Raw genomic sequence first — 22032 nt, forward strand, 5'->3', positions numbered from 1 at the left:
TGTGCTCCGATCGGAACAGCTCGCAATCGCGCACAGGGTGCGCTCCTACGGCAAAGCGAGTCTCACGCTGTGCGCTTGGCATGCGCTAGATTGACCACATGCCGATCCACGACTCTTCCGCCGTTACCGACAATCGCCTTGTGGTGGCGATCTCCTCGCGCGCCTTGTTCGACCTTGGCAATAGCCACGAGCTGTTCGAGCGCGAGGGGCTGGACGCTTACCGCAACTTCCAGATCGAGCACGAGGACGAGATCCTGCAGCCCGGCGTGGCCTTCCCACTGGTGCAGAAGCTGCTCGACCTCAACAAGCTGGCGGGTGACGTGCCGCCGGTGGAAGTGATCCTGCTCTCGCGCAACTCCGGCGACACCGGCCTGCGCATCTTCAACGCGATCCAGCATCACGGCCTGGAAATCAGCCGCGCTGCCTTCACCAGCGGCGCGCCCACCTCCGATTACATCGCACCGTTCAAGGCCGACCTGTTCCTCTCGGCCAATGCCGAGGACGTGGGCCGCGCGCTCAAGGCCGGCGTTGCGGCGGCTACCATCCTGCCCAGCGTCGCGCCGCCGCGTGCCAGCGAGCAGCTGCGCATCGCCTTCGACGGCGACGCGGTGATTTTCGGCGACGAGGGCGAGCGCGTTTCGCGCGAGGAAGGGCTGGAAGCCTTCCACCGCAGCGAGCGCGAACATGCGGAAGAGCCCTTGTCGGTGGGGCCGTTTCGCGGCTTCCTTACTGCGCTGCACCGCCTGCAGGCCGCATTTCCCGCGGAAAACTCGCCGATCCGCACCGCATTGGTCACCGCGCGCTCCGCACCCGCGCACAAGCGCGTCATCCTCACCCTGCGCCGCTGGGGTGTGCGCATCGATGAGGCGTTGTTCCTCGGTGGCAGGGACAAGGGCCCGTTCCTCGATGCCTTTGGCGCCGACATCTTCTTCGACGACTCGCCGGCCAATGTGGAGTCCGCACGCAAGCACGTAGCCACGGGGCATGTGCCGCACGGAGTGAGCAACCGCTGAAGGTGTCACCACACCTGGCAAACCTGACCTTGGAAGGACAGCGATGAAGGATCGATTCGAATGGGGGTTCGTCCCTGCCATGTTTTTTCGCCCACGCAAGACGATGGCAAAGATCATTGATGGCAGGCACCGCGAATGGGTGCTGGCGATCGCGGCGGTGATAGGTGCTGGCTCCGCCTTGCTTCAGGCGAGCGAGTGGCGCGTCGGACAGCAATACGGCTTCTGGCCGGTGCTGCTCGCGGCGTTGGTCGCCGGCGCATTGTATGGAGTGCTGTCGCTGTATCTGAGTGGCTGGCTGCTCACTGTGTCCGGGCGCTGGGTGGGGGCGAAAGGCGACTTCGGCATGGTCAGGGCGGCGCTTGCATGGGGGCGTACTCCGATGCTGGCCGCATGCCTTGTATTCCTGATGCAGCTGCTCGTGTTTGGCGATCAGGTTTTTGGGGTGAGCAGCCGTTCATTGGGTGATAGTTACGCGTTGCGTGAGATTTACGTGCTTTCGAACCTCGCCATCGTGGTGTTCAGCGTTTGGTCGCTTCTGACAACCGTGGCGGCGCTGAGCGAAGTTCAACGCCTCTCCATTGCCAAGACATTCGGCAACCTTCTCATCGCGGGGCTGATGCTGCTACCGCTGTTGATCTTGGTCGTCATGTTTTTCAGCGTGTTCAACCACTGAAAGGCCGCAGCAGGTCACGTGTAAATCAGGGGACTCCGTGTCCCTTGCTCGCCGTCCAGATCGCATACCAATCCTCGGCATCCAGCGAAACATCCAGCGCGGCCACCGCTTCGCGCAATCCTTCGACGCGGCGCGTGCCCGTGATCGGATAGGGTCGCGAAGGGTGTCGCAGGACCCAGGCGAAGGCCAGGGTGGTGAGGCTGATGCCGAGACGCGCGGCAACGGTTTCCATTTCGGCGCGCACGCGCACGGCCTGCTCGTCCTCATCGCTGAACAGGCGGCCGCCGGCCAGCGGCGACCAGATCATCGGACGCAGGCCGAGCTGTTGCGCCTGGTCCAGCGTGCCGTCATCCAGCGCGTCCATCTGCAGGGGCGAGAGTTCGAGCTGGTTGGTCGCAAGGGCGTGGTGCTGGTGCAGCAGGGCGAACTGGCTGGTCGAATGGTTGGACACGCCCCAATGCGCCACCTTGCCTTCGCGGGTGAGCGTCGCGAACGTCTCGGCCAACGCAGCGGCATCCATCAGGTAATCGGGCCGGTGGATCAACACCAGCTCCAGTTGTTCGGTATGCAGGTTGCGCAGTGACTGCTCGACCTGCGTGCGCACGTAGGTTGCCGCGGTGTCGTAGTGGTTCACCCGGTAAGTACGTTGCGTCGAACGCAGGCGGATGCCGCACTTGCTTACCAGCTGCATGCGTCCACGCAGACCCGGTGCCGCATGCAGTGCCTCGCCGAAGAGGGCTTCGGCGCTGTAGTCGCCGTAGATGTCCGCGTGATCGAAGCTGGTGATGCCCAGTTCCAGCGCTTGTTCGATCCAGCGCACGCGTTCCTGCACGGAGAGGTTCCATTCGGTGATGCGCCACAGGCCGGCGACGATGGGGGAAAGTTCCAGTTCGGATGCGGCGCGGGCAGTCGTCATGCTTGGCTCGTTCGGGGCTATGGCCCGGCCATCATGCAGCATCGGGACAGGAGGCGGAATGGGGATGCCCGGCATGCTACGAGGGAAATTTGTTCAGTCGTTTCGGATGACGCCTGTCACTGGCTGCGCCATGGGGTGCGCTTTACCGTAACGCCATCTTGGGGAGGCAACGACGATGACGGACAACGAAGCGAACACCGGAACGAACCCTGTTGCATGGCACAGTGGTCGCATCATTCCGGCCCTGATGGTGGTCGGAGTGGGCCTGATCTTTTTGGGCGCCAACCTGGGCGTGCAAATCCCCTTCCTCAACTGGGCGAACTGGTGGGCATGGTTCATCCTGCTGGGTGCGGCGTGGCCGCTTTCCGAGGCCTGGCAGCGCTACCGCACCACGGGCACGTTTGACGGAACGGTGGCGCATTCGCTGTTGAGTGCCCTCTCCATCGGGATGGTGGCAACGATCTTCATCCTCGACTTGTCCTGGGGGAAATGGTGGCCGCTGTTCGTGATCTACGGCGGCTTGTGCATGCTGGTGCGTGAGCCGCGGCGCCGGCGCAGGGACGAGGTGCGGTAATCTCGCAGATTCCTCGTTTCTTGCCATTGGGTTGCCGGTGCTGATTGCCATCCTGACGATACTGTTCGTCGCAAGCTTCATCCGTTCGGCTTTCGGTTTCGGCGAGGCCCTGATCGCGGTGCCGCTGCTGGCTTTTGCGATGCCGGTGGGCACCGCGGCGCCGATTGCCGCGCTGGTTTCGATCACGGTGGCGCTCGTGGCCATCGCACAGGACTGGCGGCACATCCATTTCCGCAGCGCGGGCCGCTTGTTCCTGGCTACCGCGGCGGGCGTGCCGTTTGGTCTGTGGTCGTTGCACGTGTTGGACGAGCACGTGGTGAAGATGGTGCTGGGCGCCGTGGTGATGGCGTTCGCGGTATTCGCCCTGATGCGCCATCGGCAGGCGACGCTGCATGACGATAGGCATGCCTGGGTCTTCGGTTTCGGTGCAGGCGTGCTGGGCGGCGCGTACGGCATGAACGGACCGCCGCTGGTGGTGTACGGCGCGTTGCGCGGCTGGTCGCCCCGGCACTTCCGCGCGACGCTGCAAGGCTATTTCCTGCCGGCCAGCCTGATGACCATGGCCGGCTATAGCCTCACGGGCATGTGGACGTCCACGGTGACTCGCGATTACCTGCTGGCCTTGCCACTGGTGCTGGTCGCTACCTTGCTGGGCCGTACGCTCAACCGGCGCCTGAGCGGTCAAGTCTTCGTGCGATCTCTTTACGTCTGCCTGGTATTGATCGGCGCCATGCTGTTGCTGCAGTCGAGAGGCTGGCTGGGCGGTTAGCGCTTGGTTTCGGCCCGTGGCGCCGAACTCAGCTGGTCTGCCGACCAGCCGCCACCCAGGTCGCCGATCAGCGATACGGTGTCGAGCAGGCGCTGTTCGTGCACGTCCAGTGCGCTTTGCCTGCTGCTGAACTCGGTGGCCTGGGCGGTGGCGACGGTGGTGTAGTCCACCGTGCCGGCCTGGTATTCGTTGCGGGCAATCTCGGCGCCGCGGGTGGCGTCGCGGGCCGCGGTGTCTTGCACGTCGGACTGTTGCGCGAGGATGCTGAGGCCGGAGAGGTCGTTCTCCACGTTCTGCAACGCGCCCAGCACGGTGCCGCGATAGTTGGCGACAGCGGCTTCGTAATTGGCCCTGGCGACGGCGACTTCGCCGCTGCGTTCGCCGCCGTCGAACAGGGTGGCACCGACGTCGGCGCCCAGCGACCAGACGTGATTGGCGACGTGCAGCAGGCCGGCTAGCGGCGACTGCGAGAAGCCGTCCGCACCCGACAGCGACAAGGTCGGGTAATACGCTGCCTCGGCAACGCCGATCGCGGCGTTCTGCGCGGCCATCTGGCGTTCGGCGACGGCGATGTCGGGGCGCCGCTGCAGCAGCGTCGATGGCACGCCGGCTGGCATGGTGGGCAGGCTGGGCAAGGTGGTGTTGCGCGGAAGATCGAGGTCTTCCGGATTCTTGCCGACCAGCACGGCGATGGCGTGCGCGTACTGCGCGCGGGCGATGCCAAGCGACAGCAGGCTGGACTGGGCATTCTCCAGCTGCGTGCGCGCGCTGATTTCGTCGGACGGTGGCGCCGTGCCGGCGGCGACCTGGTTCTGCACCACGCGCAACGATTCCCGATAGGCCGCGACGGCTTGCTGTTCCAGGTCGATGCTGGCGTCGGTGGTCCGCAACTCGATTACAGCGCTAGCCAGAGCGGCCTGCTCGGACAGCGTGGCGTTGGCAAGCGTGGCTTCGCTGGCCTGTGCGGTGGCCTTGCTCTGTTCGAGGCTGCGGCGCACCTTGCCCCACAGGTCCGGCGCCCAGCTCGCGGTGCCTTCCAGCGAGCCGCTGGTGCTGATCGGGCGCGACGTTCCGAAGGTCTTGCTGGCGGTGCCGCCGCTGGCGCTGCGGTCCTTGTCGGCGGAGCCGCTGATGCCGATGGTGGGGAACAGCGCGCTGCGCGCTTCCTTCACTTCGGCCAACGCGGCCTGATAGTTCGCATAGCTCTGCGCCACGGTCTGGTTGGAGACCGCCACTTGCGGTTCCAGCTCGTCGAGCAACGGATCGTGGAAAGGCACCCACCAGTTGCCCTTCGGCATGTCGGCATCGCCCGGCGCGGCGGCAGACCAGCCGGGCAGCGGCTTGAATTGCGCGGGCATCTGCACCTGCGGGCGGTGGTAGTCGGGGCCGACCATGCAGCCGGCCAGCAACGAGGCCAGCGTGGCGGCCAGGGCGGTTCGGGAAAGTTTCATGTTCATGCGTTCGCCTCCGAGCGGTTCCACGGCAACGTGGCATTCCACCGGACAAGCCTGACGTTCAGGCGGTCGAAGTAGAGGTAGATCACGGGAGTGGTGTACAGGGTGAAGACCTGGCTGAGGATCAAGCCGCCCGCCACGGTGATGCCCAGTGGCTGGCGCAGCGAGGCGCCCTGGCCAATGCCGATGGCCAGCGGAATGGCGCCCAGTACGGCGGCGGCGGTGGTCATCATGATCGGGCGCAGACGCACCACGGCGGCGTCGTGGATCGCCTTGCGCGCGTCGTAGCCTTCATCGCGCTGCAGGTGGATGGCCACGTCGATCATCATGATCGCGTTCTTCTTGACGATGCCGATCAGCAGGATGATGCCGATCATCGCGATCACCGAGAACGGCGTGCCGAAGATCAGCAGCGCCAGCGTGGCGCCGATGCCCGCAGAGGGCAGCGTGGAAAGGATGGTGACGGGGTGCACCGTGTTCTCGTAGAGCATGCCCAGCACGATGTACACGGCCAGCAGTGCGGCGAGGATCAGCAGCGGCATGGTGGACATCGACTGCGAATACACCTGCGCCGCGCCGGCGGTGGCACCGCGGATGGAGGCCGGCATGTGGATTTCCTGCTCGGCCTGGTCGATCGCCAGCAGCGCCTTGCTCAGCGAGCCGCCGGGCGGCAGGTTGAACGAGATCGTCGCGGCGACCAGCCCGCTCTGATGGCTGACCTGGGTGGGCGTGTGGTCGCTGATGTAACTGGCCAGCGCCGGAAACGGCACCATGGTCTCGCTGGACGTGCTGTCCGCGCTGCCGCTTGAAGCGCCGCCGCGCGCGTTGGCGATGGCATTGGTGAGCAGGTTGGCTTCGGCGTTGGCATTGTTCGCGTTGGTGGTGGACGACGTGGCCGATGCGGAAGTCGGCGCCTTCACCAGACTGCCTGAGTACTGCGTCTGCTCGGTGCCGCTGGCGACGCCGGCCGCGCCGCTGAAGCGCATGCGGTCGAGCATCTGCGGGTACTGCCAGTACGGCGGCGCCACTTCCATCACCACGTAGTACTGGTTGAGCTCGTTGTACACGGTGGAGACCGTGCGCTGGCCGAAGGCGTCGTACAGCACGCTGTCGAGCTGGGTCGGTGTGAAGCCGTAGCGCATCATGGTGGCGCGGTCGAAGTTGATGTCGATCTGCAGTCCGTGCTGCTGCAGATCCGAGTTCACGCTGGTCAGTTCGCTGCGGTACTTGCCCAGTGCGGTCACCAGCTTGGGTACCCACTGATACAGCTGGTCGGCGTCGTCGCCGGTCAGCGTGTACTGGTATTCCGCGGCGGATTGCCGGCCGCCAATGTGCAGGTCCTGCGCGGCCTGCAGGAACAAGCGTGCACCGGTGATCCTGTTGAGCTTGGGGCGCAGGCGTTCGACCACTTGCGCGGCAGAGAGCTTGCGTTCCGCCAGCGGCTTCAGCTCCACGAACACGTTGGCGGTGTTGAGCGTGCGGCCGCCGGTGAAGCCGGCGACCGAGGCCACCGCGGGATCCTTCTGCACGATGGCCTGCAGTTGCGCCAGCTTCTGCTCCATCGCCTGGAAGGAAATGCTCTGGTCGGCGATGACCTGGCCCATCAGGATGCCGTTGTCCTGTTCCGGGAAGAAGGTGGACGGCACCAGCTTGAACAGCACGATGTTCAGCGCGATCAGGCCGATCAGGGTCAGGCCGACCAGCAGCGCATGGTCGAGCACGGCGTCGAGCGAACGCGAATAGGCCTGCTTGAAGCGTTCGAACTGCCGTTCGTACCACAGCGCCCAGCGCGCCTTGGAATGCAGCGCCTCGCGCTTCAGCACGTAGGCGGCCAGCGTCGGCGTGACGGTGAGCGAGATCACCAGCGAGAGCAGGATGGCGATCGACAGCGTCACCGCGAACTCGTGGAACAGCAGGCCGATGATGCCGGGCATCAGCAGGATGGGCAGGAACACCGCGATCAGCGACACGCTCATCGAGATCACCGTGAAGCTGACCTCCGCGCTGCCGCGCATGGCCGCCTCGTGCACGTCCATGCCCGCTTCCACGTGGCGCACGATGTTCTCCAGCACTACCACCGCGTCGTCCACCACGAAGCCGGTGCCGATGGTCAGCGCCATCAGCGACAGGTTGTCGATGCTGTAGCCCATCAGGTACATCGGCCCGAACGTGCCGATGATGGACAGCGGCAGCGCCACCGCCGGGATCAGGATCGCCCGCGGCGACTGCAGGAACACGAACACCACGCCGATCACCAGCAGCACCGCGATGAACAGGGTGCGTTCGGTATCGCTCACCGCGCCCCGCACCGAGACCGAGCGGTCCAGTGCGACGCTCGCATGGATGCCTGCCGGCAGCGCCGCCTCGATGGAGGGCAGCACGTTGCGGATTTCACCCACCGTCTTGACGATGTTGCCGCCAGGGCGCGGGAAGACAATGACGAGCACGGCCGGCTTGCCGTCGTACAGGCCCATGTTGCGGATGTTTTCCGCCGAGTCCTGCACGTCGGCGACGTCGCGCAGCAGCACCGGCGCGCCATTGCGGTAGGCCACCACCAGGTCGCGGTAGGGCGCGGCCTTGCTGATCTGGTCGTTGGAGGTGACCTCGTAGCGCAGTCCGCTCTGGTCGATGTGGCCCTTGGCGCTGTTCGCGTTGGCCGCGCTGATCGCCGCGCGCACGTCTTCCAGGCCGATGCCGTAGCTGCTGAGCTTGTCCGGCTGCAGCTCCACGCGCACCGAGGGCAGGGCGCTGCCGCCCAGGGTGATCTGGCCTACCCCGTCGATCTGCGACAGTTGCTGCTGGATCACCGAATCGGCCGAATCGTAGAGCTGGGCGCGGGTCAGCGTGTCCGAGGTCAGCGCCAGGATCATGATCGGCGAGTCGGCCGGGTTGTATTCGCGGTAGGTGGGGTTGCCGCGCAGCGTCGAGGGCAGGTCGGCGCGCGCGGCCTGGATCGCCGCCTGCACGTCGCGGGCGGCGCCGTTGATGTCGCGATCCAGCCCGAACTGGATGACCACGCTGGCCGTGCCCACCGAGCTGGTCGAGGTCATCTCGTTGACGTCGGCGATGGTGCCCAGTCGGCGCTCCAGCGGCGCGGTCACGGTGGACGCCATGATGTCCGGGCTGGCGCCCGCCATGCTGGCCTGCACCACCACCACCGGATAGGTCACGTTCGGCAGCGGCGCCACCGGCAGGTGGAAGTACGCCAGCAGGCCGGACAGCAGGATCGCCACCGCCAGCAGGGTGGTCGCCACCGGTCGCCGGATGAACAGGCCTGGGATGCTCATGCGCGATCACCCTGCTTTCTCCCTCTCCCCTTTGGGGACAGGGTCGGGCTGAGGGGACAATCTTGCGTGGATGCCTGTTCGGCGCGCAGGTACATTGATTGCGTGCATGGGGTAAGGCCATGGAGTACGAGGCCAGCCTGACCCCTCACCCCGACCCTGTCCCCAAAGGGGAGAGGGAGAAAAGCGCAATGCGCGGTCACGCTTCACCGCCTTCCGCTTCCAATGCGGGTGCAGGACGCAGGCGCCGCGCCAGCCGGTCGAAGAACAGGTAGATCACCGGCGTGGTGAACAGGGTCAGCAACTGGCTGAGCGCGAGGCCGCCGATGATGGACAGGCCCAGCGGCCGGCGCAGTTCCGAACCGATGCCGCTGCCCAGCAACATCGGCAGCGCGCCGAGCATCGCCGCCAGCGTGGTCATCAGGATCGGCCGGAAGCGCAGCAATGAGGCTTCGAAGATCGCCTCGGCCGGCGGCTTGCCGTGTACGCGCTCGGCTTCGAGCGCGAAGTCCACGATCATGATCGCGTTCTTCTTCACGATGCCGATCAGCAGCACGATGCCGATGATGCCGATCACGTCCAGGTCGGCACCGGCGACCATCAGCGCCAGCAGCGCGCCGATGCCGGCCGAGGGCAGGGTGGAAAGGATCGTCACCGGGTGGATGAAGCTCTCGTAGAGCACGCCGAGCACGATGTACACGGCTACCAGCGCGGCGATCAGCAGGTAGACCTCGCTGGAGAGCGAATCCTGGAAGGCAGCCGCGGCGCCCTGGAACGAGGACTCGATCGAGGACGGCAAGTGCGCCGCCTGTTCGGCCTGCGCGATCTCCTCCACCGCGGTACTCAGCGACGCGCCCTGTGCGAGGTTGAACGAGATGGTGGTGGACGGGAATTGCGCTAAGTGGCTGACCACCAGCGGCGACTTGGCCACCTCGATCTTCGCGATGGCGCTCAGCGGTACCTGTCCGATGCTGCTGGTCTGGCTGGGCAGGTACAGATTGCCCAGTGACTGCAGCGTGGGCAGGCTTTCGGGCTTGGCGACCAGGATCACGCGGTATTGGCTGGACTGGTCGAAGATCGTCGAGACGATGCGCTGGCCGAGCGCGTCGTACAGCGCGTTGTCGATGGTGGCGGCGGTGATGCCGAAGCGCGCGGCCAGCTGGCGGTTCACTTCCACATTCACGCTGAGGCCATCGTTGTCGAGATCGCTGGTGACGTCGGCGATGGACTGGATGCCCTTCATGCGCGCGAGCAGCGCTGGCACGTACTGCTGCAATTCGGCCTGGCTGGGGCCGCGCAGCACGAACTGGTACTGGTTCGGCGATACCGTGGTGTCCAGCGTCAGGTTCTGCTCCGGCTGCAGGAACAGCTTGATGCCAGGTACGTCGGCGGTCTCTTTCTGGATGCGGCGGGCGATCTGCCGGGCGGTGCCGGAGCGTTCGTCGCGCGGCTTCAGGTTGATCAGGAAGCGGCCGTTGTTGAGCGTGATGTTGGTGCCGTCGATGCCGACGTAGGAGGTGAGGCTGGCGACGTCGGGGTCTTTCAGGACCGCCTCCGCCAGCGCCTGCTGGCGATCGATCATGGTGTCGTAGGAGACGGAATTGTCGGCGGTGCTGATGCCTTGCAGCACGCCCACGTCCTGCACCGGGAACAGGCCCTTGGGGATCACCACGTAGAGCACGATGGTCAGCGCCACCGTGGCGAGGAACACCAGCAGCGTCGCGGTCTGGTGTTTCATCACCACGAGGAGGCCGCGGCGGTAGGCATCGAGCAGCTTGTCGAACAGCCCTTCGCTGATCCGTTCGAAGCGGCTTGGGTGACGTTCCTTCTGCGCGCGCAGGATGCGCGCGCACATCATCGGCACCAGGGTCAGCGACACCACGGCGGACAAGACGATGGTCACGGCCAGCGTGACCGCGAATTCGCTGAACAGGCGCCCGATCACACCGCCCATGAACAGCAGCGGGATCAGCACCGCGATCAGCGAGACGGTCAGCGACAGGATGGTGAAGCCGATCTGGCCGGCACCCTCCAGCGCGGCTTCCAGCGGCGTCCTGCCTTCCTCCAGGTAGCGCACGATGTTCTCGATCATCACGATCGAATCGTCCACCACGAAGCCGGTGGCGATGATCAGCGCCATCAGCGAAAGGTTGTCGATGGAGTAGCCGAGCTTGTACATCACCGCCAGCGTGCCGATCAGCGACACCGGCACCGAGATGCTGGGGATGATGGTGGCGGGCAGGTTGCGCAGGAACACGAAGATCACCAGCACCACCAGCACGATCGCCAGCACCAGCTCGAACGTGGCGTCTGACACCGAGGAGCGGATCACGCCGGTGCTGTCGTTGACGATGCTGATCTTCATGCCGGCGGGGAGGGCGGCCTCCAGCGCGGGAAGTTGCTGCTTGATGTGATCAACCGTGGCGATGACGTTGGCGCCAGGCTGGCGCTGCACATTGAGCACGATGGCCTGCGTCTTGTTGTACCAGGCGCCCAGTTCGTTGTTCTGCGCGGCCTGCGCTACATGGGCCACGTCGCGCACGAACACCGGCGCGCCGTTCTGGTACGCCAGCACGGTGTCGAGGTAGCCCTGGGGATTCTTGATCTGGTCGTTGCCATTGATCGTGTAGTCCAGTTTGGGGCCGTCGAAATTGCCCTTGGGCTGGCTGACGTTGACGTTGGCGATCAGCGAACGCAGGTCGTCGATGTTGAGGCCGTAGGCGGCCAGCTTGTGCGGGTCGGCCTCGACGCGGATCGCCGGCACGTTGCCGCCGGCGGCGGTGACCAGTCCCACGCCGGGCACTTCGGAGATCTTGGTGGCGAGACGGTTGTTGGTGGCGTCCTGCAACTGGGTCAGCGACATCGAATTGGAGGTCACCGCCAGGGTCAGGATGGGCTGGTCCGCGGGGTTCACCTTGGCGTAGGTAGGCGGTGCCGGCAGGCCGCTGGGCAGCAGGCTGTTGGCGGCGCTGATCGCCTCCTGCACGTTCTGCTGGGCCACGTCGAGATTGAGCGACAGGTCGAACTGCAGCGTGATCACCGAAGCGCCAGCGGAGCTGGTCGAGGTCATCTGCTGCAGGCCGGGGATCTCGCCCAGCTGCACTTCCAGCGGAGCGGTCACCGTGGTCGCCATCACCGTGGGGCTGGCGCCGGGGTAGAAGGTCTGCACCTGGATCGTCGGGTAATCGACGTCCGGCAGCGAGGACACCGGCAGGAAGCGCACGGCGACCAGGCCCACCAGCACCATGGCGATCATCAGCAGCGCCGTCGCCACCGGACGGAGCACGAACGGTCGTGAGATATTCATCGCTTGCGCGCCCGCTGCTTTACGAAGCCGAACTGTCGGCGGACGCGTGCTTCTTCTTCCAGCCGGAATGCTTGCCGCCGGCCTTGGCGGCCGGTGCTGCCGCGGTGCTGGCCGAGGCGGCCGGCTCGGCGCCGGCGAGCTTGATCGGTGCACCGTCGCTCAGCCGGTCCGTGCCGTCGGTGACCACGGTCTGGCCGGCATCGAGACCGGACAGGATCACGGTGTTCTTGCCGTCGCTGGGACCGAGGGTGACCTTGTGCACGGAAACGGTGTCGTCGGCATTGACCAGATAGACGAAATCGCCCGGCGCGCCGTTCTGCACGGCAGGGGTGGGCACCAGCACCGCGTTCTTCTGCGTGTCCACCAGCAGCCGCACGTTGACGAACTCGTTGGGGAACAGCGCCTCGTCGTCGTTGGGTACCGTCGCGCGCAGCGGCACCGTGCCGGTGCCGGTGGCCATCTGGTTGCCGATTGCATAGACCGTACCGGTGGCGATCTGCTTGCTGTTCTCGCTGTCATAGATCGCCACCGGCAGCTTGGCGCCGGCGCCGAAGCGCTGCAGCACGCGTGACAGTGCGTTCTGCGGCACCGAGAACTGCACCGTGGTCGGCTTCATCGTGGTGATGGTGACGATGCCCGTGGTGCTGGACGCGGTGACGTAGTTGCCGGGGTCGACCAGCCGCAGACCGACGCGGCCGGCGATCGGCGCGGTGATGTGGCAATAGGCAAGATCCAGCTCGTCCTGCGCCACGGCGGCCTGGTCGGCCTTCACCGCCGCCTCGTCCTGCTGCACGGTGAACTGCTGATCGGTGAAGGTTTGCTCGGCGATCGACTTCTGCGCGTGCAGTTGCGCGTAGCGGGTCAGGTCGGTGCGCGCCTGGCCAAGGCTGGCCTGGTCCTTGGCGAGCTGCGCCTCGGCCTGCTGCTTGTTGATCTCGTACTGGCGCGGATCGATCTGGGCGAGGAACTGGCCCTTGGTCACGTCCTGGCCTTCGGTGTAGGCGACCTGGGTGAGGTAGCCACTCAATTGCGGCAACACGGTGACCGTGGCCGTGGGCGTCACCGTCCCCAGTTCGCTGAGGTTTTCCGGCATGTCGCCGAGGGCGGCGGTGGCCGTGCCTACCACTTGCGCCGGTTGCCCGCCGCGGGTTTTCTTGCCGCCAAGCAGGTGCACCACGATCAGGGCGATCACCGCGATTGCCACGATGCCGACGATCAGCGGCCAGCGTTTGCTGCGAACCGGTTCTCTGGCCTTGGCCGCTACATTGCTCATCATTTGGTCTCCAGCGCTTGTTCCATCGCGTGCGTGACGGAGGCCTGCCTTCCGCTTCCGATGCTCGGAGTGTTCCGGACGACGCGGCCGCCATCGCGAAGGCGGTCGTTCCACACACAACGGATGGTTACGCAAAAAGTTGACGCCGTATGTCGCAAGTCATGGCTGCAACGCTGTTACGAAACGTAAAGTGCTGCGGGATCACTGCATCATTCTGTGCGTTCGTCCATGAACGCGAAGATCAAACGGGCGGTCATCCTTGGTCGCACTCTTCACAACAGCCGTGCGCGCTTCCACCAACCCGTCATCTTCTCTTCGCGCACCAGGGTGAACAGGCCCGCGCCGAGGATCATCACGATGCCGGCCAGCATGGGCCAGTCGAGATGGTCGCCGAAAAACCAGTAGCCGAACGCGATGGCCCACAGCATCTGGCTGTATTGGGTGGGGGCGACGCGGTTGGCGGGCGCGAGCAGGGTGGCATGCATCAACAGCACGCCGGCCAGCGCGGCGAGCAGGCCATAGCCGGCGAGCAGCAGGGACTGCTGCAGGCCGGGCCAGACGAAGTGCGGCACCATCAGCACGCCACCAGCCACCAGCGGGCCGATGGTGCCGGCGCCGTACAGACTCACACGCTTTTCCTCGCTGCCTGCCATCCGCAGCGCCACCACCGACAAGGCGGCGGCGATGCCGCAGACGATGGCGGCCAGATGCCCCAGCCCCAGCACGCGAAAGCCCGGGCGCAGCACCACCAGCACGCCGGCGAAGCCCACGAACACCGCCGTCCAGCGCCGCCAGCCCACGTGCTCCTTCAGGAGCAGCACCGAGAGGATGGTCACGAAGATCGGCATCAGGAAGATCATCGAGAACACCTCGGCCATCGGCAGCAAGGTGAACGCGGTGACCGAGGCGATATTGCTCACCGCACCAGCCAAGGCGCGCACCCACCACAGCACGGGGCGGCGCGCGGCGAACACATCGTGCCAGCGGTCGCCCTTGTCCATCACGAAAGGCAGCGCGGCCAGGCCCAGCAGGCCGCCGAAGAACACCGATTCGTAGGGTGGCACGGCGCCATGCACGGCCTTCACGAAGGCATCGCTGATGGCATAGGCGGCGAAACAGGCGAAGCCCAGCAGCACACCCTTGAGCATGGCGTTTCCGGAGGGAGGGGGGAGAGGATTGCAGATGATCGCATGCCGCCTCCTGCGGCGCCCCACCGTGACCGGCATGGCTGCCCCCGGTAGAATCGGCGGTTTCCCCCACCCGTCACTGGAACGCCCATGGCCGCTGTCCGCCTGAATCCGCTCGACCTGTACGACGTCCGCTCGCTGCTCTCCGACGAGGAGCGCATGGTGCAGGACACCGTCGGCCGTTTCGTCGACGAAAAGGTGCTGCCCATCATCGGCGACGCCTTCGACCAGGCGCGCTTCCCCAGCGAGCTGATTCCGGAGATCGCCAGCCTGGGCCTGCTTGGCGCGACCATCCCCGAAAAATACGGTTGCGCCGGCATGAGCGGCGTGAGCTACGGCCTGATCTGCCAGGAGTTGGAGCGCGGCGATTCGGGCCTGCGCAGCTTCGCCTCGGTGCAGAGCTCGCTGGTGATGTACCCGATCTACGCCTACGGCAGCGAAGAGCAGAGGATGGAATACCTGCCGAAGATGGCGGCGGGCGAGATCATCGGCTGCTTCGGCCTCACCGAGCCGCACGGCGGTTCCGATCCGGCCAACATGAAGACCCACGCGAAGAAGGACGGCGGCGACTGGGTCATCAACGGCGCCAAGATGTGGATCACCAACGGCAACCTCGCGCAGATCGCCGTGGTATGGGCGCAGACCGAGGACGGCATCCAGGGCTTCATCGTGCCGACCGACACGAAGGGCTTCACCGCCCAGCAGATCCACAAGAAGATGAGCCTGCGCGCCTCGGTCACCAGCGCGCTGTTCCTCGACAATGTGCGCGTGCCGGACGCCAATCGCCTGCCCAACGTGAAGGGCCTGAAAGGTCCGCTGGGTTGCCTCACGCAGGCGCGCTACGGCATCACCTGGGGCCCGATCGGTGCCGCGCAGGCCTGCCTGAAGGAAGTCATCGACTACACCGCCGAACGCATGCTGTTCGGTCGCCCGCTGGCCGCCAACCAGGCGATCCAGCTCAAGCTTGCCGACATGGCCCGCCGCATCACCACCGCGCAGCTGCTCTCGCTGCAGCTGGGTCGCCTGAAGGACGCGGGCGCCATGCAGCCCACCCAGGTCTCGCTGGCCAAGTGGAACAACTGCCGCATGGCCATCGACATCGCGCGCCAGTGTCGCGACATCCTCGGCGGCGCGGGCATCACCACCGAGCACGGCGCGATCCGCCACGCGCTGAACCTGGAGTCGGTCATCACCTACGAGGGTACCGAGACGGTGCACGAGTTGGTGGTGGGGCGCGAGCTGACGGGCATCAACGCGTTCTGAGGATCAGCCTCGCGGCATCCCACACGTTCGTCATCCCGGCGAAGGCCGGGATCCGGTGGCTTCAATCCAGTCATGAGGCGCTGGATTCTGGCCTTCGCTGGAAGGACGCCAAAGCAGCCCGAACCCAGTTGGCGGGAATCGCATGAACTGGCAAGACATTCGCATCGAAACCGAACGACTGATCCTGCGTCCCACCCAGCCTGAGGATTTCGAAGGCTGGGCCGTGCTGATGGGCGACGAAGAGAATTCCCGCCACATCGGCGGTCCGCAGCCGCGCGCCGTGGCCTGGCGCGGTTTTCTTTCGATGGCCGGTGCGTGGGCGATGCAGGGGTATGGCATGTTCTCGGTGATCGAGAAGGCGAGCGGCCACTGGATCGGCCGGCTGGGGCCATGGTGTCCCGAGGGTTGGCCGGGCACCGAAGTGGGCTGGGGTCTGCTGCGCGAGGCCTGGGGCAAAGGCTATGCGACCGAAGGCGCGACCGTCGCGATCGACTGGGCCTTCGCGCAACTGGGCTGGAGCGAAGTGATCCACACCATCGTGCCGGGCAACACCGCTTCGCAGCATGTCGCCGGGCGGTTGGGTTCGAGCCTGCTCAGGCCGGGACATTTGCCCGAGCCATTCCACGAGTTGTCGGTCGAGATATGGGGCCAGAGCCGCGAAGCCTGGTTGCGTCGCCGCGCATGAGCCACATCCCGCCCGCATTGTTCGTCGCACTCACCGAACTGCTGCCCGACCTGCACGTGCATTGCGCCGAGCCGTGGTGCCTGATCGGCAGTGCGGCAGCGCGCCTGGTGGGCGCCGACGTAAGCGTGGCCGACATCGACGTGCTGGTCGCGCGCGCCGATGCCGACATGCTGGCGACGCTGTGGACCGATCGCCGCGACGCCACGCATGCACCGGCCGACGACGGTCGTTTCCGCTCGCAGTTCGCCCGCTTCGACTTTCCCGGCATGCCGGTGGAAGTCATGGGTGGCCTCGAACTGAACCAGGGCGAAGGCTGGCAGCCGGTGTCGCCCGGCCGGCTGATCCTGGTGGGACTCAATGGCCTTGCCGTGCCGGTACCTTCAGTCGCGGATCAGATTCGCCTGTTCGAAAGTTTTGGTCGCGAGAAAGACGTGCTGCGAGCGAAACTGTTGCGGGCTTTTGCCTCCTCTCCCCATCGGGGAGAGGATTGAGGTGAGGGGCGGGTGCTCGCGATGACGTTGCCACGAAGCATGCACGGCGCTGACCGTGTCGCAAGATTGACCCCTCACCCCAGCCCTCTCCCCGGAGGGGAAAGGGGTATTGCCATGTTTACCTGTCTGCCGCGCATGCGGCCATCCGTTGACGAGACGCCATGACCACCACGCCCACTCCCATCGCCGCCCGCCACAAGGGCTTCAACCGTGCCGAGATCGTCGACCAGAATTTCACCGAGTTCGTCAACGAATGGCGAGGCGAGGTACGTGCCGCGCCGCACGACGACGCACCGGTGTTGCCGGGCAGTGCGCTCGACGCGCGCGGTTTCCGCGAGCTGCTGGAGTCGCAGCTGATCTCGCGCCATCTCGACCTGATGGCGCGCGTGCTGCGCGTGCAGAACAAGGTGTTCTACACCATCGGTTCGAGCGGGCACGAAGGCAACGCGATGGTGGCGCGGCTGACGCGCCACACCGATCCGGCCTTCCTGCACTACCGCAGCGGCGGCTTTATGGCCGAGCGCTTCCGCAAGCTGCCCGGCATGGATCCGGTGGTGGACTCGGCGCTGTCGTTTGCGGCCAGCAAGGACGATCCGGCCTCCGGCGGTCGCCACAAGGTGTGGGGCAGCAAGCCGTTGTGGGTGTTGCCGCAAACCTCCACCATCGCCTCGCACCTGCCGAAGGCGCTGGGTACCGCGGTCGCCATCGACCACGCGAAGCGCATTGGCCACACGCTGCCGATTCCGGACGATTCCATCGCCATCTGCTCGTTCGGCGACGCCTCCAGCAACCACGCCACCGCGCAGACCGCATTCAACGCCGCAGCGTGGACGGCCTACCAGAAGCTGCCCGCGCCGGTGCTGTTCGTCTGCGAGGACAACGGTATCGGTATCTCGGTGAAGACGCCGACCGGCTGGGTGGCGAACAACTTCCAGCGTCGTGCCGACCTCGATTATTTCTTCGCCGACGGCCTGGATCTCGCCGAAGGCTACGCGCAGGTGCAGCGCGCGGTGGAGCATTGCCGCAGCACGCGCCGGCCCACCTTCCTGCACGTCAGGACCACCCGCATCATGGGCCACGCGGGCACCGACTTCGAGATCGAGTGGCGCAGCATCGAGGAACTGGTGGCGCTGGAAGCCACCGATCCGTTGCTGCGTTCGGCGGCCATCGCGCTGGAGTCGGGCCTGTACACCAAGGACTCGCTGCTCGAACTCAACGAGACCATCCGCAAGCGCTGTTTCGCCGCGGCGGAGGAAGCCGACCGCCGCCCGAAGCTGGAGCGCCTGGACGACGTGATGAAGCCGCTCGCACCATACACGCCGGCTGCGGTGAAGGCCGAAGCCGTGCGCGCCGATTACAGCGAAGCGCGCCTCAAGGCCTTCGGCGGCGAGGCGAAGCTGCCGGAAAACCAGCCGCCGCGTCATCTGGCCATCCAGATCGGCCAGGCGCTGCACGACGTCATGGCGAAATATCCCGAGTCGCTGCTGTTCGGCGAGGACGTGGCGCAGAAAGGCGGCGTGTACACGGTGACCAAGGGTCTGCACAAGGCATTCAAGAACACGCGCGTGTTCAACACGCTGCTGGACGAGACGGTCATCCTCGGTCTTGCCCAGGGTTACGCCAACATGGGTATGCTGCCGATCCCGGAGATCCAGTACCTCGCCTATTTCCACAACGCGGGCGACCAGATCCGCGGCGAGGCGGCCAGCCTGCAGTTCTTCTCCAACGACCAGTACCGCAACCCGCTGGTGATGCGCGTGGCTTCGCTGGGCTACCAGCGCGGCTTCGGCGGCCACTTCCACAACGACAACTCGATCGCCGCGCTGCGTGACATCCCGGGCCTCGTGGTCGGTTGTGCTTCGCGTGGCGACGACGCGGCGACCATGTTGCGTACGCTCACCGCGCTGGCCAAGGTGGACGGCCGCGTCTGCGCCTTCCTCGAACCCATCGCGCTGTACATGACCAAGGACCTGTACGAAGCCGGCGACGGCCAGTGGCAGTTCGCCTATCCCGCGCCGGGCGAAGCGATGACGCTGGGCGAGGGCCGCGTCTACGGCGAGGGGGCGAACGATCTGGTGGTGTTCACCTTCGGCAACGGCGTGCCGATGGCGTTGCGTGCTGCGCGCACCATCGAGCAGGAACTGAAGTGGAAGGTACGCGTGGTCGACCTGCGCTGGTTGGCACCGCTCAACGACACCTTCATCGCGGCGCAGGCGAAGGGCGCCAAACGCATCATCGTGCTGGACGAGGGCCGCAAGAGCGCAGGCGTGGGCGAGGGCGTCATCACCGCCATCGTCGAATCTGGCTGCGGCGCCACGCCGCTGGAGCGCGTGGTGGGCGCCGACACCTTCACGCCTTTGGCCGGCGCGGCCTTCCTGGTGCTCCCGGGCGATGCGGACGTGGTGGCGGCAGCGCGCAAGCTGGCCTGACGCCCACTGTAGAGCGCACCCCTGCGCGAATGCCTTATGCGCTGATCGAAGCCGGGGCATTCACGCGCAGGGCGCGCTCCTGCTCAACCGGCGAAGCCGCCTGCATCGAGGAACGCTTGTTCCTCGTTCGTGGTTTCGCGGCCGAGCGCCGCATTGCGATGCGGGAAGCGGCCGAACCGGGCGATCACGTCGCGATGAATGGCTGCATACCTGGCGTAATCGCCCAGTCCTTTGCACAACGTCATTGCGCACTCCTGGTCGGCCAGCACTTCGCTGTGCTCGAACGGCAGGTAGAAGAACACGCGCAGCGCGGCATCCACCGTGCGGTCGTCGCCGCGCGCCACCGCCTGCCGCGCGAAGGCCAGCGCCAGCGGATCGGTGGCGAACATGTGCGCTGTGCCGCGGAAGGCATTGCGCGGAAACTGGTCGAGCAGGATCAGCAGCGCCAGCGCGCCATCGCCATGGTCCATCCAGCCATCCAGCTCGCGCCGTGCGGCAGCCATGTGCGTGGCCTGGAAACGCTCGATGAAGGCGCGGTCGAAGGCGTCGTCCCTGGCAAACCATTTGTCCGGTCCGGCCTCACGCCAGAAATGGACGACGTCCTGCGGTTGGATGGCGATGCTCATGCTGGGATTCCTGGTTGAGAGCCGTCCGACAGGCTCCGGAGTGATGCATGTCATCGTGGCACAGGCGTCACCCGTGCCGCTTGGCACCCTCGCGGGACTCGGTGGTGGTGATAAGTTTGGAAATCACCTTTGCCGCAGGTATCTGCCATGTCCTTCGCCATGCCCGCAAAACCGCATGCCGCCGCACGCCTCGCCCTCGCCGTATCGCTGGCGCTTGCTGCCAGCGCGGCTTCCGCGCAGGTGTCGTCCAGCACGCAGGTGCCGGTGCCGCAGGACACGCCGTACCCCGGCACCATCGCCATCCATGTCGATGCCAGTGACACGCGGCAGGGCATCTTCCGCGTGCATGAGACGATACCGGTGCAGGCCGGCAAGCTCACCTTGCTGTACCCGGAGTGGATCCCCGGCAACCATTCGCCCAGCGGTCCCGTCGCGATGCTGGCGGGGCTGAAGCTCAGCGCCAATGGCAAGCCGGTGGCGTGGACGCGCGACAAGTACGACGTCTTTGCCTTCCATCTCGATGTGCCCGCCGGCGCCAGCAGCCTGGATGCGGACTTCCAGTACCTCTCGCCGCGCGACGACGGCAGCTACGAGATGACCGGCAGCATGCTGATGCTGGAGTGGGACAAGATGTCCCTGTATCCGGCCGGTTACTACACCCGTGACATCCATGTCGAACCCAGCGTGAGCCTGCCGCAGGGCTGGCAGTTCGGCAGCGCGCTGGAGACGGCTGCGCAGTCGGGCGACGACACCACGTTCAAGCCGATCACTTACAACACGCTGGTCGATTCGCCGATCTATGCGGGGCGCTATTTCAAGCGCGTGGACCTGAACCCGGGCGACAAGGCGTCGGTGCACCTGGACATCGTGGCCGATGCACCGAAGTACCTGGAGATGACCCCCGGGCAGGTCGCGCAGCACCGCGCCTTGGTAACGCAGGCGGTCAAGCTGTTCGGCTCGCACCATTACGACCACTACGACTTCCTGTTCTCGCTGTCCGACGTGATGTCCGGCAACGGCCTCGAACACCATCAATCCAGCGAGAACGGCCTGGGTGCGGACTACTTCACTGCATGGTCCGACGACGCGCCGGGTCGCGATCTGCTGGCGCATGAGTACACGCATTCGTGGAACGGCAAGTTCCGCCGCCCGGCCGACCTGTGGACGCCGAACTTCAACGTGCCGATGGGTGACTCGCTGCTGTGGGTGTACGAGGGGCAGACGCAGTACTGGGGTTTCGTGCTCACCGCACGTTCCGGGCTGTGGACGCCCGAACAGTTCCGCGATGCGCTGGCGATGGACGCCGCCAACTACGAGCGCAATCGTCCCGGTTTCCAGTGGCGCACGCTGGAGGACACCACCAACGACGCCACCGCCGCGCATCGTTCCGCGTTGCCGTACCGCAGCTGGCAGATGAGCGAGGATTACTACAGCGGCGGTCAGATGATGTGGCTGGCGGTGGACGCCAAGCTGCGCGAGCTCACGGGCGGGAAGAAATCGCTGGACGATTTCGCGCAGGCCTTCTTCGGCGTGGACAACGGCAGTTTCGTCACGAAGACCTATACCTTCGACGACGTGGCCGCGACCTTGGGCGGCGTGGCGAAGTACGACTGGGCGAGTTTTCTGCGCGCGCGCGTCGCCGTGGTGAATCCGCCACTGGTGGACGGCCTTGCCGGCGCCGGCTGGAAGCTGGTCTATACCGACAAGCCCAGCGAATTCGAAAAGCAGTACGACAGCCGCCCGGAATCGCCGCGTCACATCTACAACTTCGCGTGGTCGATCGGCATGACGCTCACCGACGATGGCGCGATCAACGACGTGCGCTGGGGCGGCCCTGCGTTCAAGGCTGGCGTGAGCACCGGCGCCGCCGTGGTGGCGGTGAACGGTAAGGCCTATTCGCGCGAAGTGCTGAAGGAGGCGATTGCCGCCGCCAAGACCGGCCAGGCGCCGATCGAGCTGCTGCTGAAATTCCAGGGCAGCCTGCAAACCGTGCCCGTGAACTATCACGGCGGCCTGCAATATCCTCATCTTGAGCGCATCGCCGGTGCGCCGGACTACCTCGACCAGATCATCGCCGCGCGGAAATAG

The 22032-nt window shown here is 65.8% G+C and carries 16 protein-coding genes; 9 read left to right on the forward strand and 7 right to left on the reverse strand.

Annotated elements, in window-relative coordinates:
* The first annotated feature begins 98 nt into the window (after nt 1-98).
* Both ISP25_RS20345 and ISP25_RS20350 read left to right on the forward strand, forming a co-directional pair.
* Nucleotides 99-1013: a 5'-nucleotidase gene (locus ISP25_RS20345; protein WP_404616191.1), complete on the forward strand. Its 915-nt coding sequence runs from the start codon at nt 99-101 to the stop codon at nt 1011-1013.
* A 43-nt stretch (nt 1014-1056) separates the two neighbouring features.
* The gene (locus ISP25_RS20350) at nt 1057-1686 is read left to right on the forward strand and encodes a YIP1 family protein (protein WP_404616192.1); all 630 of its coding nucleotides are present in this window, start codon (nt 1057-1059) and stop codon (nt 1684-1686) included.
* Between the two features lie 25 nt (nt 1687-1711).
* Here ISP25_RS20350 and ISP25_RS20355 read toward each other — a convergent pair whose 3' ends face one another.
* Complete coding sequence (locus ISP25_RS20355) at nt 1712-2602, reverse strand: aldo/keto reductase (RefSeq protein WP_404616193.1); 891 nt, start codon at nt 2600-2602, stop codon at nt 1712-1714.
* Nucleotides 2603-2777: 175 nt separating this feature from the next.
* Between ISP25_RS20355 and ISP25_RS20360 the strand changes: the two genes are divergently transcribed.
* Both ISP25_RS20360 and ISP25_RS20365 read left to right on the forward strand, forming a co-directional pair.
* Nucleotides 2778-3176 (forward strand): LiaF transmembrane domain-containing protein, encoded by a 399-nt coding sequence (locus tag ISP25_RS20360; RefSeq protein ID WP_404616194.1) that lies wholly within the window; start codon nt 2778-2780, stop codon nt 3174-3176.
* A 37-nt stretch (nt 3177-3213) separates the two neighbouring features.
* A complete protein-coding gene (locus ISP25_RS20365; protein WP_404616195.1) occupies nt 3214-3945 on the forward strand; it encodes a sulfite exporter TauE/SafE family protein in 732 nt (243 codons plus the stop codon).
* Here ISP25_RS20365 and ISP25_RS20370 read toward each other — a convergent pair.
* The 5 genes from ISP25_RS20370 to ISP25_RS20390 form a co-directional block, all read right to left on the reverse strand.
* Entirely contained in the window at nt 3942-5396 is a 1455-nt protein-coding gene (locus tag ISP25_RS20370) for an efflux transporter outer membrane subunit (protein WP_192159989.1), read from the reverse strand. The genes ISP25_RS20365 and ISP25_RS20370 overlap by 4 nt on opposite strands.
* A gap of 2 nt (nt 5397-5398) precedes the next feature.
* Nucleotides 5399-8686 (reverse strand): efflux RND transporter permease subunit, encoded by a 3288-nt coding sequence (locus ISP25_RS20375; RefSeq protein ID WP_404616196.1) that lies wholly within the window; start codon nt 8684-8686, stop codon nt 5399-5401.
* Nucleotides 8687-8882: 196 nt separating this feature from the next.
* Nucleotides 8883-11990 carry an efflux RND transporter permease subunit gene (locus ISP25_RS20380; RefSeq protein ID WP_192159985.1) on the reverse strand — a complete coding sequence of 1036 codons (3108 nt, stop codon included), beginning with the start codon at nt 11988-11990 and terminating at the stop codon, nt 8883-8885.
* A gap of 19 nt (nt 11991-12009) precedes the next feature.
* On the reverse strand, nt 12010-13263 hold the full coding sequence (locus ISP25_RS20385) for an efflux RND transporter periplasmic adaptor subunit (protein WP_192159983.1): 1254 nt from the start codon (nt 13261-13263) through the stop codon (nt 12010-12012).
* Nucleotides 13264-13535: 272 nt separating this feature from the next.
* Entirely contained in the window at nt 13536-14411 is an 876-nt protein-coding gene (locus tag ISP25_RS20390; protein ID WP_192159981.1) for a DMT family transporter, read from the reverse strand.
* Nucleotides 14412-14540: 129 nt separating this feature from the next.
* Here ISP25_RS20390 and ISP25_RS20395 point away from each other — a divergent pair, with 129 nt between their 5' ends.
* From ISP25_RS20395 to ISP25_RS20410, 4 genes are all read left to right on the forward strand, one after another.
* On the forward strand, nt 14541-15713 hold the full coding sequence (locus ISP25_RS20395; protein ID WP_404616197.1) for an acyl-CoA dehydrogenase family protein: 1173 nt from the start codon (nt 14541-14543) through the stop codon (nt 15711-15713).
* 142 nt (nt 15714-15855) lie between these two features.
* Nucleotides 15856-16398, forward strand: a complete 543-nt coding sequence (locus ISP25_RS20400) for a GNAT family N-acetyltransferase (RefSeq protein ID WP_404616198.1) — start codon at nt 15856-15858, stop codon at nt 16396-16398.
* On the forward strand, nt 16395-16889 hold the full coding sequence (locus ISP25_RS20405; protein ID WP_404616199.1) for a nucleotidyltransferase family protein: 495 nt from the start codon (nt 16395-16397) through the stop codon (nt 16887-16889). Before ISP25_RS20400 ends, ISP25_RS20405 begins: the two co-directional genes overlap by 4 nt.
* A gap of 161 nt (nt 16890-17050) precedes the next feature.
* A complete protein-coding gene (locus ISP25_RS20410) occupies nt 17051-19318 on the forward strand; it encodes a thiamine pyrophosphate-dependent enzyme (RefSeq protein ID WP_404616200.1) in 2268 nt (755 codons plus the stop codon).
* An 83-nt stretch (nt 19319-19401) separates the two neighbouring features.
* Here the strand turns inward: ISP25_RS20410 and ISP25_RS20415 are convergent, their stop codons facing one another.
* Complete coding sequence (locus tag ISP25_RS20415) at nt 19402-19944, reverse strand: DUF924 family protein (protein WP_404616201.1); 543 nt, start codon at nt 19942-19944, stop codon at nt 19402-19404.
* 147 nt (nt 19945-20091) lie between these two features.
* Here ISP25_RS20415 and ISP25_RS20420 point away from each other — a divergent pair, with 147 nt between their 5' ends.
* Entirely contained in the window at nt 20092-22032 is a 1941-nt protein-coding gene (locus ISP25_RS20420; protein WP_404616202.1) for a M61 family metallopeptidase, read from the forward strand.

Source organism: Rhodanobacter hydrolyticus, from assembly GCF_044904645.1.

What these genes read in the sequence shown, in the direction of transcription:
- ISP25_RS20360 (WP_404616194.1), top strand. Translation starts at nt 2,778, where the DNA reads ATGACGGACAACGAAGCGAACACCGGAACGAACCCTGTTGCATGGCAC.
- ISP25_RS20355 (WP_404616193.1), bottom strand. Translation starts at nt 2,602, where the DNA reads ATGACGACTGCCCGCGCCGCATCCGAACTGGAACTTTCCCCCATCGTC.
- ISP25_RS20385 (WP_192159983.1), bottom strand. Translation starts at nt 13,263, where the DNA reads ATGAGCAATGTAGCGGCCAAGGCCAGAGAACCGGTTCGCAGCAAACGC.
- ISP25_RS20395 (WP_404616197.1), top strand. Translation starts at nt 14,541, where the DNA reads ATGGCCGCTGTCCGCCTGAATCCGCTCGACCTGTACGACGTCCGCTCG.
- ISP25_RS20400 (WP_404616198.1), top strand. Translation starts at nt 15,856, where the DNA reads ATGAACTGGCAAGACATTCGCATCGAAACCGAACGACTGATCCTGCGT.
- ISP25_RS20350 (WP_404616192.1), top strand. Translation starts at nt 1,057, where the DNA reads ATGAAGGATCGATTCGAATGGGGGTTCGTCCCTGCCATGTTTTTTCGC.
- ISP25_RS20420 (WP_404616202.1), top strand. Translation starts at nt 20,092, where the DNA reads ATGTCCTTCGCCATGCCCGCAAAACCGCATGCCGCCGCACGCCTCGCC.
- ISP25_RS20410 (WP_404616200.1), top strand. Translation starts at nt 17,051, where the DNA reads ATGACCACCACGCCCACTCCCATCGCCGCCCGCCACAAGGGCTTCAAC.
- ISP25_RS20405 (WP_404616199.1), top strand. Translation starts at nt 16,395, where the DNA reads ATGAGCCACATCCCGCCCGCATTGTTCGTCGCACTCACCGAACTGCTG.
- ISP25_RS20345 (WP_404616191.1), top strand. Translation starts at nt 99, where the DNA reads ATGCCGATCCACGACTCTTCCGCCGTTACCGACAATCGCCTTGTGGTG.
- ISP25_RS20415 (WP_404616201.1), bottom strand. Translation starts at nt 19,944, where the DNA reads ATGAGCATCGCCATCCAACCGCAGGACGTCGTCCATTTCTGGCGTGAG.
- ISP25_RS20380 (WP_192159985.1), bottom strand. Translation starts at nt 11,990, where the DNA reads ATGAATATCTCACGACCGTTCGTGCTCCGTCCGGTGGCGACGGCGCTG.
- ISP25_RS20375 (WP_404616196.1), bottom strand. Translation starts at nt 8,686, where the DNA reads ATGAGCATCCCAGGCCTGTTCATCCGGCGACCGGTGGCGACCACCCTG.
- ISP25_RS20390 (WP_192159981.1), bottom strand. Translation starts at nt 14,411, where the DNA reads ATGCTCAAGGGTGTGCTGCTGGGCTTCGCCTGTTTCGCCGCCTATGCC.
- ISP25_RS20370 (WP_192159989.1), bottom strand. Translation starts at nt 5,396, where the DNA reads ATGAAACTTTCCCGAACCGCCCTGGCCGCCACGCTGGCCTCGTTGCTG.